At 46.8% G+C, this 11,723-nt stretch carries 7 protein-coding genes, 1 tRNA gene and 1 rRNA gene; 4 read left to right on the plus strand and 5 right to left on the minus strand.

Going from position 1 to position 11,723, the window contains the following annotated elements; translation table 11 throughout:
* Positions 1–2: 2 nt before the first annotated feature.
* The 3 genes from purD to L5M29_RS21025 all read left to right on the plus strand — a co-directional run bounded on the left by purD (position 3) and on the right by L5M29_RS21025 (position 5,113).
* Positions 3–1,295: a phosphoribosylamine--glycine ligase gene (purD, locus tag L5M29_RS21015; RefSeq protein ID WP_263169881.1), complete on the plus strand. Its 1,293-nt coding sequence runs from the start codon at positions 3–5 to the stop codon at positions 1,293–1,295.
* Positions 1,296–1,478: 183 nt separating this feature from the next.
* Positions 1,479–4,715, plus strand: a complete 3,237-nt coding sequence (locus tag L5M29_RS21020; protein ID WP_263169885.1) for an ImpA family metalloprotease — start codon at positions 1,479–1,481, stop codon at positions 4,713–4,715.
* 170 nt (positions 4,716–4,885) lie between these two features.
* Positions 4,886–5,113: a hypothetical protein gene (locus tag L5M29_RS21025; RefSeq protein ID WP_105250390.1), complete on the plus strand. Its 228-nt coding sequence runs from the start codon at positions 4,886–4,888 to the stop codon at positions 5,111–5,113.
* An 18-nt stretch (positions 5,114–5,131) separates the two neighbouring features.
* On the opposite strand, the gene L5M29_RS21030 is transcribed toward L5M29_RS21025, so the two are convergent.
* The 3 genes from L5M29_RS21030 to hemE form a co-directional block, all read right to left on the minus strand.
* Entirely contained in the window at positions 5,132–5,935 is an 804-nt protein-coding gene (locus tag L5M29_RS21030; RefSeq protein WP_263169886.1) for an SDR family oxidoreductase, read from the minus strand.
* Positions 5,936–6,010: 75 nt separating this feature from the next.
* Positions 6,011–8,590, minus strand: a complete 2,580-nt coding sequence (locus L5M29_RS21035) for a putative bifunctional diguanylate cyclase/phosphodiesterase (protein ID WP_263169890.1) — start codon at positions 8,588–8,590, stop codon at positions 6,011–6,013.
* Between the two features lie 416 nt (positions 8,591–9,006).
* Entirely contained in the window at positions 9,007–10,071 is a 1,065-nt protein-coding gene (gene hemE, locus L5M29_RS21040; protein ID WP_006079904.1) for a uroporphyrinogen decarboxylase, read from the minus strand.
* 457 nt (positions 10,072–10,528) lie between these two features.
* On the opposite strand from hemE, the gene rsd reads away from it, so the two are divergent.
* Positions 10,529–11,008 carry a sigma D regulator gene (gene rsd, locus L5M29_RS21045; protein WP_113941703.1) on the plus strand — a complete coding sequence of 160 codons (480 nt, stop codon included), beginning with the start codon at positions 10,529–10,531 and terminating at the stop codon, positions 11,006–11,008.
* 496 nt (positions 11,009–11,504) lie between these two features.
* On the opposite strand, the gene L5M29_RS21050 is transcribed toward rsd, so the two are convergent.
* A tRNA-Asp gene (locus L5M29_RS21050) sits at positions 11,505–11,581 on the minus strand.
* Positions 11,582–11,617: 36 nt separating this feature from the next.
* Positions 11,618–11,723 (minus strand): 5S ribosomal RNA (gene rrf / locus L5M29_RS21055); the annotation flags it as partial.

The raw sequence follows: 11,723 nt of genomic DNA on the forward strand, positions 1-11,723 counted from the left end.
CCATGAAAGTGTTGATCATTGGTAGCGGCGGCCGCGAACATGCCCTAGCTTGGAAAGCCGCTCAATCGGCTCAAGTTGATACCGTTTACGTAGCACCCGGCAATGCGGGCACAGCCCTAGAACCTAATGTTGAAAATCTGGCGATCAGCGCCACAGACATCCCTGCTCTGCTCGATTTTGCGAAAACCAATAAGATTGAACTGACCATAGTCGGCCCAGAAGCGCCATTAGTGATGGGCGTAGTTGATGCATTCAACGCCGCAGGTTTACCGATTTTTGGCCCAACTAAGGCGGCAGCTCAGCTCGAAGGTTCAAAAGCCTTCACTAAGGACTTTTTAGCCCGCCACAATATTCCAACGGCGGGTTATAAAAACTGCACTGAAATCAGCGATGCCAAAGCTTTCGTGCGTGAATTAACGGCCACAACGGGTTATCCAGTGGTTATCAAAGCCGACGGTTTAGCCGCAGGTAAAGGCGTGATTATCGCGCAAGACCAAGCTGAAGCCGATGCCGCAATTGATGACATGCTCGCCGGTAACAAGTTTGGCGAAGCTGGTTCGCGCGTAGTGATTGAAGAGTTTCTCAAGGGCGAAGAAGCCAGCTTTATCGTGATGGTCGATGGTAAAAACATTCTGCCAATGGCCACCAGCCAAGACCATAAAGCCCGTGATAACGGCGATTACGGCCCAAATACTGGCGGCATGGGCGCTTACTCGCCAGCACCTGTGGTAACTCAAGCGGTACACGATTGGACTGTGGCGAACGTCATTCGCCCAACGGTTGATGGTATGGCGGCAGAAGGCAATGTCTACACTGGCTTTTTGTATGCGGGTTTGATGATATCGCCCGATGGCAGCGCCAAAGTGCTCGAGTACAACTGCCGCTTCGGCGATCCAGAAACTCAGCCAATCATGATGCGGTTAAAGTCTGACTTAGTGGAACTCTGTTTAGCCGCCACCCGTGGCGAGTTAGATAAAGTGACCGCAGAATACGACGAGCGCGCAGCCGTGGGTGTGGTATTGGCTGCTGGCGGTTACCCAGATGAGTATCGCAAGTTTGATGTGATTGACGGTCTCAGCCTTGGCGATAACGACGGTAAAGTTTTCCATGCGGGCACTGAGATGAAAAACGGCCACGTCGTTACCAACGGCGGTCGCGTATTGTGTGCGACGGCACTGGGTAACACAGTCACCGAAGCGCAAAAAGCCGCCTATAAATTGGTTGATGAAATCCACTGGGATGATGTGTATTTCCGTACCGATATTGGTTATCGCGCAATCGCACGTGAACAGTAAGATTAATTAATATCTCTATTAAAAAACCGGCAAGAAGCCGGTTTTTTTGTGCCTGTTTTTTGACAAGCGTCAAATATAACATCATGATTTTCAATAAAATTATATAATTAATTCTATTGAAAACAGGAGCAACAAGATACAATGTCAACCAAATGTTAAATATACCAAGTTCAAGGACTCCCCATGAGGATTAGACTACTTTATGCCTCCATTGCCATACTGCTTAGTGGATGCGGTGGCGGCTCAGAAGATGCTGGCACGACAACACCACCCACTCAGCCGCCAGTCCAACCTCCCGCGCTGGTACAATACACCGCCAACAGCCTATCGGTAATAGGTGGCGCACTGAGTCCAAGCAGCCAAAAAGTGGAGTCTGGCAAAAGCGCTATTTTTAGCGTTACTGCCGATACCGGCTTTACGCTTGAGGGCATTACTGGCTGTGGTGGCACGCTCAATGTGCTGACTTACACCACTGCGGCCATGACGGCCGATTGCACTATCACGCCGACATTTATCAGTAATGCCGAAAATGCCATTAAACACCAAGACCACAGGCTTGCCAGTGCGAGTGAGTTAATTGATTTCAGCATCGCCGAACTCGCTAATATCGACATCAAACGTAAAGCCCAGATAAATCAGCTATATCAAGGTGTCGGTAGCAGCATCTCTTGGCATCCAACCCATGACTCAATTACCTTTTCGAGCTTTATGCCGGAGAACACTTTTACTGTCTTACCATCAAATGTCGATGGCAGTGGGGCAAGCGCCGTTCGTGGGTTAGTGATGGCGGGCGAGCAACAGGGGCAAAGATATGCGGCCATGGGAGGAAATCTATTTTCTGTCAACACTTCGGCGCAAACCGATACTTTATTGAAAAACCTTTTAGGCTGGCTGACCAAAGGCGCCGATAAAACCGACGGCCTCAGCATAGTGACCGCCCAAATGCCGAGCAAGGCTGACAGTTGGTACTTTCCCCATAATGAAGGGATCCGCACTTGGCTCACAAACAACTACCCCGCAGCCCATAGCATTAATACAGCAAATACCTGTGACTACAGCGAGTTAAGCAACTGTATCAACACACTGAAACCGGATCTGATTATCATTAGTGACATAGACCGTCAGTCACTCGGTTTTGCAGGCATAAAAGCCGCGATCGCTAACGCCAAAGCGGCAGGAATTCCCTTGTTGCTCTCTAACTACTGGCGTAATGAAAGCCCAATACTGTCGCCACTTTATCTTGAGATGGGGCTTTCTACCTCTGGCAATTACTGGTCAAAACTCAATGCCAATAACCTCAGTGTGACCGATATTTTGGTCGAAGACACCGCCCTGGCCAAGGTGAATAATTTGCTCGGCAAGCTTAACGAAGGCCGCTTCGACACCTCAGTACTCAACGACTGCGGCGGTAATTACTTGAGCTGTAATGCTGCCGCCTTTGTTGACTCATTCAAGGCGGGTGCCGATTGGTATCGAGCCAATGCTGAAACCTTAGATAACCATGCTATCGATGTGTTTACCAAAGCAGACTTCCCCTTGATGAAGGCCGGACTGCTGCTCGCCGATAAGTATCGCAGCGAGATTGACTACCCCATAGCCTACAGCGAATACGCCCAGTGGCAGCAGGCCCTGTTTGCCGATTGGACCGTCAGCTATGCCCGTACCCGTAACTTAGCCCAGCCAGATTTAGGTGAATATGTTACCGACAGAGCTAACCTCAGCAAGGGCAGCAATGCGCACTACGCTTATCCTGCGACTGTCACAGAACATAAAACCATTAGCGTGCCCTATGCAGGCCAATGGACGACCACGGGCTGGTATGCACTGCCAGGACAAACCATTAAGCTGACTCGTCTCGATAGCAGCGCTGCGAATGTGGAGATCAAACTCAACTACCACAGACGCAATACTAACCGTGCCTATGAGCAGAAAATCTACCGCGGTCCATTGGAGTTGGCGCAGCAACGCCTGCGCTTAGCTCAAGGACAAAGTCTCGAATTTTCTTCCCCCTACGGCGGGCCGATTTATCTGTATATCAGTGGTGATACTTCGAATGCTGATGGCGGCGCGTTAAATGTCGAAGTCAGCGCTGAGCATCTGGCTAAACATCCGACCATTATGGATTTTTCAAACCCTGCAGAAATAGCAGCCTTTAACGATCGCATCCAAAATACCGAATTACCCCATGTAGACTTGCGTACCGATGGTGCCGAGCAGCATCTGCGTCGCGACCGCTTTTTAAACGCCATCGGCGGGGATGTACCCGATGTAAACGCGCTACTCAAAAGTATTGTCGATGACCATATCAACAGCGTTTACACCCTTGCGGGACTTAAGATCCAAGGCAAGAGCTTAAGTGAATCCTTACCTGCCGATGTACTAGCGGCCTGCAAAGGACTGTTTGGCGACGACTGTATCGATAATAGTCTGCATACCCGCACTATCATTCAACACGCGAATTATGACCAAAATGCCCAGTGCGGTGGAGGTTGTAGCGGTAATCCTTGGGACGCAGCATGGAATATCGACCCAACGGGTTGGGGTGATAACCATGAGTTAGGCCACAATCTGCAAACTAACCGTCTCAATGTGCAATATGCTGCGGTAAGTGATCATGATAACTGGGCAGGTTATGGCAGCCGCGCAGGGGAAAACTCCAACAATATCTTCCCCTATGTGGTGAAGTGGAAAACCCATTATCTGCGCGACGGCAATACAGGCACAGTGACCGATGGTCACATGAACCACAAGGATCTCTTTTATGTGTTTATGTCAGATGCCGCAGGTACAACAGACACCAGTGGTAAACGCGTAGTGTTTGGCGCCAATTGTAAGGTGCTCGATGCTGGTGAAGACAGATACACTGCGCCTTGGGCCAGCAATACTTATGCTGTGCATAACGGTTATCGCATGGCGTTTTACATCCAAATGGCGCTTAAGGCTCACGGCATGACGCTCAGTGACGGCACCACTCTGAACAATGGCTTTAATCTCTTTACCTTGCTGTATCAACACAGTCGTATTTTCGGTAAATATGCGAATAACGCCAGTGATTGGGAAGCGAATCGTAGCAAACTGGGCTTTGGCCAATTTCCGTTTGAAGGCAATAGTGTCTACGGTGGCAAAACAGTGAAAGATATTCCGGGCAACGACTTTATGCTGGTGTCTTTGAGTAAACTCACAGGCAAAGATTGGCGCAACCACTTTGATATGTTGGGTCTGCGCTACTCAAGCCTTGCGGCCGCACAAACAGCCGCCAATGCCACATCAGGGGCTATCCCCATGGGCATGTATGAGTTAGAAACCGACTTGCCACCCGCCAATATGAGCCAAGGTTTAACCTTTGTGCCCTTGTCACTCACTGATGGTACAACCCTGTGGAAAGGCGTGGGTTCGCCAACCCAGTGCACCAAACCATAAGTGTGCTAAACCTTAATCTCGCTAAGATACTAACGCTATTCATAAACCTCGCTCTGGCGGGGTTTATGTTTACCTTAAAATGTGATGTAAAGCACATACCTAGGTTAAGATGACGTGCACCATTTAGCTTCTTATATTTTTAACAATCATGAAATTAATGGGGTAAATATATGGGTTATTCGATAAAAGATCTTATTTATCAAGGTGAAAAATCAGGCGTACATAACTGGCAAACCCTAGAAGGAGCCAGCTTTTACTGGCATCCAGATTGGTTTCATATTGCAGAGGATATGACGGGCCATAACGCGACTGTGACTATCGATATCGATGGGGACAAAGCGACTCAAAGTGAAGCTGAACAATCAATCATTAAGCATCTCAATAAGAGTGGCAAATAGCTTGTAGTGGCAAAGACTTTAGTGCCCGGAGGCGATCGCCCTGCGGGCAATTTTGTCGATTAAGCCTGGTGCGATCAGCTTAAGCCAACGCCCCAAACGACCGCGAAGTGAAGTAATCAGTTGACGGCCTCGAGTTGCAATCACTGGCAACATCATATTAGCGCATTGCTCGGCCGTCAGTATCTTAGCTTCTTGCATCGGTGACTTGCCTAAAGGATTACCCGCACCATCAAGGGCGCGTTTGTGAATTTGTGACACCACAAAATCAGGGCAAATTACCGTCACCGCCACATTATCGTCCGCGAGCTCAATCCGCAGTGAATCGAAAAAACCAATCACGGCATGTTTAGATGCAGCATAACCGCTACGAGTGGGTACGCCTGTTAATCCAGCGACTGACGCCACAACGACCACTTGGCCCTTACTGGCCTTTAAATGGGGTAAAGCAGCATGGGTCAAATACGCAGGTCCAAGATAATTCACCCGCATAATGTCTTCAAGTACAGACAGTTGAGTAAGCTCATCGAACCGTGACCACATGGTCATGCCGGCATTATTAATCAAAATATCGAGATGACCGTAATGCGCGACCGTGGCTTCAATTAAGGCTTCGCACTGTTCAGGACGAGAGACATCGGCAGCAAATACAAAGGGAGGTAAACCATAATTAGCTATTTCTAAGGCGAGTGAAGCGAGACGTGTTTCATTACGCGCACTGAGCACTAGTTGGCAGCCCATTCGCGCCATTGCCACGGCGAGCGCCCGACCAATACCTTCTGAGGCACCCGTGATGATCACGACCTTGCCAGTGAGTCCATCCATAGTCATTCCTTTGTTATCGCTATGTTAATTACGCCTTTTGCTAAATTGGCATAATCACGCTAAAAGCGCAATCCTTCACGCGCGTTGTGCAAGCCTCATCTCGTATTGCTCACGATAATTAGCTAAGGGTTGCGGGCGCCCTATCGCATAACCTTGCGCATAGTTAATGCCTATGCTCAACAACCTGTCAATAATATCCTGATTCTCAACAAATTCAGCAACAGTCTCGATTCCCATAACCCGACAAACATCCTGAATCGATTTAACGATGGCGTAGTCTTTAGCATTCACGGCGAGGTTCTTAATAAAACAGCCGTCGATTTTGACATAATCCACCGGCAGCTCACGCAGATAACCATAAGAGGCAAAACCACTGCCAAAATCATCCAGTGCAAATGAAAAACCGAGTTTACGTAACTGCTTCAACATTTCCATACCACGATTGCGATTTTGAATCGCGGTGGTTTCAGTAATTTCAAAACAAATACATTGGCTTGGAATATCAAAAATGTGTTGCTGCTGGGCGATATATTCCACCATACCTTCGGCGCCTAAACTATTGCCCGAAAGGTTGATCGAAATACAATGATCAGGCCAAAGCACGGGGTTCAAAGACAACCATAAAAAAGCTTTGCGGATGACTTCTTTATCGATATCAGGCATCAACTTAAAACGTTCTGCGGCGGCTATAAACTGCGCAGGCGCCAAAATGCGGCCACAGGGCTCTTGAATTCGTAACAGAATTTCCATTCGTTGTCGCTGCGGACCACTGCCTAGTCCGCGGATCGGTTGGTAATAAAGGATCAACTCGTTTTCTTCAATCGCTTGCGCGATACGTACCGCCCACTTAGGCGCATTTCTTTGGTAGGTGAGCTCTTTATCTTTATCATCGTAAAAATGAATTTGATTAGCCCCCTTAGCTTTAGCGGCAATGCAGGCGATATCAGCGTCTTTTAATAACTCTTGTGCATCGATATAGGGAGCACGGCCAAAGGCAACACCTATGCTGAGGCCAACTTTATAATTACAGTTTTTATCGTTCAACACTTGCATGGAGACTTGCGCGATCATTTGCTTCAGTAATTGCGCCACAGATAAGGCACTACGATTACAAATCACTAAACCAAACTCATCGCCACCAAGGCGCGCCAATAGCTCCTGTGACCCAAGACAAGCCTGCATTGCCTTAGCCACCATAGCAAGCATACGATCGCCTGCAGTATGGCCACAGCTGTCGTTAATCAACTTGAATTGCTCCAAATCAAGGTAACAAACGGCGATAGTTTTGGCTGAAGCGGCAAATTGGGGTAACTGCTCATCAAATGCCTGACGGTTTAGCAGCCCTGTTATGCTATCGAAATTTGCCCTTTTTTGTAGCTGGTGTTTAAGCAACTCTTCTTGAGTGATATCCCGCAATACCACGACAGTACCAACAATTTCTTTATCGTGATTACGCAGATTGCTAATACTGCGCTCCATAATCCGAGGCGAAGCAGTTAATAGCTTGATTTTCTCGACCTGCGGCGCTGATTCTTCGAGACGAATGCAGGTAAAAACCGCCTGATTCAACTGCTCCCCAGCCTTTAACAGACTCGCAAGGCTCTGACCTATGGCATAGCAACTGGCGACATCGAGAAGCAACTCGGCCCGCGGATTCATATAAATCACGTTGGCATCGACATCGGTCAAAATCACCGCTTCAGCAATGGATTCTAAGGTGATTTTCGCGCGTTCGTTTTGCTGATAAATTCTTGCCAGCAAGCTATTAACACGGCTGGCGAGCACTTCTAATTCTTCATTACCCTCGCTTGTAACGGGTTGATAGACACTAGACATAGGATCGACCAGCGCCAATTGATGCATCAGATTTTTAAAGGGTTTGAGTAAGCCCGAACGCAGCCAAATATAACCAAGACCAACAATAAACACACCAAAGAGAATAAATCCGAGCGATACCCAATCGAGTTGAAATTTAACCTCCCTAAAGGGACCATCGGAAAACAGTACTTGCAGGTAGACAGGCTTATCTTTTAGCAGGCTTGGAATGTTAATCGCGTCACTGTGCACACCATCAACTGTTGGTGTAACGTCGCGAGAATGGCTCATGCTCACCTTAGTCACCAATAAGGCTTGAGCATATTCCAGTAAGTCTTTATCAGTCAGTTGGCGTACCAGCAGCACAGATTCATTGGGCGCAGAAGCCACGGAAGTAACGACATAAGCATACTTGCCCATCAAATAAGCGCCAGCAACACTGGGCTTGTCGGCACTGACAATAGCACTGGCGATTTCTCGTAACTTATCATTCTCAAAGGGACGTTCATTGGGGAAAAAAGGGTGCAATTCACCCTGCCGTAGAATATACCAACTCAGATTGGCTGACATTGAGCTATCGCGCCACGAGGATTCAAGCTTTTTAAGTTGGTCTTCATCTAATTGAGACAAAGGTAAGGCATAGATATTAGTGAGAAAGGTTAAGCGATCGACATCAATTTGAAACTGCTGCTGGATATTGGCAAGCTCACGGTTAGCACTATCTTGACGTAATAGCTCGACGCGATGGTCGTACCAATAACCAAGACAATAGGAGACAATTACCACCGCAGGGAGACAAAAGCCCGCAATAAATACCATTATTTTCTTGCCAATGTGCATCTCTTACCACGGCTTATTATAACTAAATTGATTGACGGCCTTGCATAATCCTTCATTACGCCATGCAACATATCTCATTTGCGAATAGTATTAAACATCACTTCGCTTTAGTCGTTGCTAAAGTAGACATTTTCATGCAATTAAATCCATTTCATACCTTTGATTTAAAAATAAAATTTATAAATTAAACAATTCTGAATTTTACTTTTTATCAAGATAATTCACACATAATCAGTATGTGAATATAGGGTATTTAAGTCGTTATTTAAAAGTAAGACTCATTAAGCTCGCAGACGATAGAAACCACTGCATACGCTAATCCATAAAGATACCTTCGCCAGAAGCTCCAACGCTATCAAATTCAAATGTCGGATATAAAACAGGCCCGCAAGCGGGCCTGTTTCGCAAACCAAAAATTACTTATGGTATTGCTTTGATTGTGCATGAACCGCCTTAATAAAGGCGCCAGCATGTTCTGGATCGACATGCTGATGAATACCATGGCCTAGGTTAAATACATGGCCAGTACCTTCACCATAACCCGCTAGAATATGACCAACTTCCTCTTCAATACGTGGAATTGGCGCATACAACATAGATGGGTCCATGTTGCCTTGCAATGCAACTTTATGACCGACACGACGACGGGCATCGGCAATGTCTACCGTCCAATCCAAACCTAGTGCATCACAGCCAGTTTCTGCCATCGCTTCTAGCCACAAACCACCGCCTTTAGTAAACAGCGTCACTGGCACTTTACGGCCATCGGCAAAGCGTGTCAGACCATCAATAATCTTCTGCATATAACGCAAAGAGAACTCACGGTAAGCAGAGTGCGATAACGCGCCGCCCCATGAGTCAAAAATCATCAAAGATTGCGCACCGTTAGCAACTTGAGCATTCAGGTATAGGATCACTGAATCGGCTAATTTATCTAACAGCATGTGTAATGCCATTGGCTCAGCGTAAGCCATCTTCTTAATTTTTTCGAAGGTTTTGCTCGAACCACCTTCAACCATGTAAGTCGCTAAGGTCCAAGGTGAACCAGAAAAGCCAATTAACGGCACTGCGCCATTCAGTTCACGGCGAATAGTGCTAACGGCTTTCATCACATAACCCAGCTCATCTTCTGGATCTGGAATTGAGAGCTTTTTGATCGCATCGATAGTGTCTGTTGGGCGCTCGAAACGTGGGCCTTCACCCGCCTCAAAATACAAACCTAAACCCATAGCATCGGGTACAGTTAGGATATCGGAAAACAAAATCGCCGCATCAAGATCATAACGACGTAAAGGTTGCAGCGTGACTTCACAGGCAAGCTCATGATTTTTACACAAAGACATGAAGTCACCCGCTTGAGCGCGAGTGGCTTTATATTCAGGAAGATAACGGCCAGCTTGACGCATCATCCACACAGGGGTCACATCGACAGGCTCTTTTAGTAGGGCGCGTAAATAACGATCATTCTTTAATTCTGCCATTGGGCTTGGTTCCTAGTCTTATTGAGATCCGCTGGGTCGGTAGTTTAGCATTTACGCGAATAATGTAACCTTTATGTGCAAATTTATGTGAGCTATTCCCCATCATTGGCGTCGATTTGACCGCATAAACCGGAAAATGTTACCCAGCTAACATACTGCTCATTTATTCGTAACGAAGTCACACTCAGACAGAAAAAAGTTGCGCCGGTTCCCCGCCTTTGGTATAAAAAGTCTGCGCTAGCAAGAACAATCAAGAAGCTCGTCGCATCGAGCCTGCTATAAACTTTACTCGCCCAACGATAGGTTTCTATCGTTGGGCTTTTTATTTGCATTTTTCGATACGAAACAGCTGGTTTGTCCATTTCGTCATTCTCGCAAATTCGCATGAAAAGAGTTGATCGATTAGCAACTTGTCCCTACATTAGAGTTATGTGCTGGCACTTAAATGGAATGCATCATGCTGAGAGAACTCGAAAAAGCAGAACAGAAGTGGGGCGGTTCAAATAAGCTTATTGATCAATGGCTAAAAAACCGTCGAAAACTGTTAGTGCATTACTGCCAAATTGCTGGGCTTCCTCCTTACAGTAAATCAGAAAAATCACTTCCCTCGTTCGAACATGTTAAATCTTTCTGTGACTTATTAGTTGACTATGTCTCCGAAGGACATTTCGAGGTCTATGATAAAGTCGTTAATGCCTGCAGTGAATATGGCGAATCAAGCAAAACGCTCGCGCAACAAGTATTGCCCAAAATCACGCCAACCACGAATGCAGCATTAGATTTCAACGATAAATATGCGGAAACACAAGACGATTTCGTATTATATCAACTCGATAAAGACCTATCTGAGCTCGCCCATAACATGGAAACACGCTTCGAACTCGAAGATGAACTACTTGAAGTTCTCCATCGCAAACATTCTGAGCACAACCAGTAGCCCCCCCTTCCTAAGCGCACCTTGCTGCATCTGTGCGCTTATCTATCCTTTCCCTCAATCGTTTTGAAAATGAAGTAGCATGGCTTTGGGCGACTACAGGAACACGTCCTAGGGCCATCAGACAGCAACCGTTTGAATCAAATTGAATCCGATAGAGCAGACGTAGTAATGGCCGAGGCAGCACACATTGGCAAATCGTTGTTTCAATAGGTATGGCGATATTGTTATGTAATGCTCGATAGCCTAAATGCATTGAGGAGCTACAGAGGATGACTCAGTTGGGCTTTCGGGAATGGATATATTTTGCTAATTAATAGAATTGGTTTAGCTTTAAAACAAAAATTTCATATTCTGATAAGGATGTCATCTACATGATGCCCGACTATGACGATAACCACATGCTTCGAGCCCGAAGCATGTGCGTCACTGGGACGAAAGATCCACAACGCCATAACGAAAAAAGCCCCATCTTTCGATGAGGCTTATCTCTTAATGTTGGCGGAGCGGACGGGACTCGAACCCGCGACCCCCGGCGTGACAGGCCGGTATTCTAACCAACTGAACTACCGCTCCTTTAGCTTAACGTCTACACGTTAACCTAAATTAGGCGCTTGGCGATGACCTACTCTCACATGGGGAGACCCCACACTACCATCGGCGCGTTTGCGTTTCACTTCTGAGTTCGGGATGGGATCAGGTGGTTCCACAAGGCTAT

The organism is Shewanella sp. SM95 (genome assembly GCF_025653595.1).
Classification (GTDB): domain Bacteria; phylum Pseudomonadota; class Gammaproteobacteria; order Enterobacterales; family Shewanellaceae; genus Shewanella; species Shewanella oncorhynchi.

Bases quoted from the DNA above. Each gene is read 5' to 3' on its own strand.
- L5M29_RS21030 (WP_263169886.1), bottom strand. From the start codon at position 5,935: ATGGATGGACTCACTGGCAAGGTCGTGATCATCACGGGTGCCTCAGAA.
- L5M29_RS21035 (WP_263169890.1), bottom strand. From the start codon at position 8,590: ATGCACATTGGCAAGAAAATAATGGTATTTATTGCGGGCTTTTGTCTC.
- purD (WP_263169881.1), top strand. From the start codon at position 3: ATGAAAGTGTTGATCATTGGTAGCGGCGGCCGCGAACATGCCCTAGCT.
- rsd (WP_113941703.1), top strand. From the start codon at position 10,529: ATGCTGAGAGAACTCGAAAAAGCAGAACAGAAGTGGGGCGGTTCAAAT.
- L5M29_RS21020 (WP_263169885.1), top strand. From the start codon at position 1,479: ATGAGGATTAGACTACTTTATGCCTCCATTGCCATACTGCTTAGTGGA.
- hemE (WP_006079904.1), bottom strand. From the start codon at position 10,071: ATGGCAGAATTAAAGAATGATCGTTATTTACGCGCCCTACTAAAAGAG.
- L5M29_RS21025 (WP_105250390.1), top strand. From the start codon at position 4,886: ATGGGTTATTCGATAAAAGATCTTATTTATCAAGGTGAAAAATCAGGC.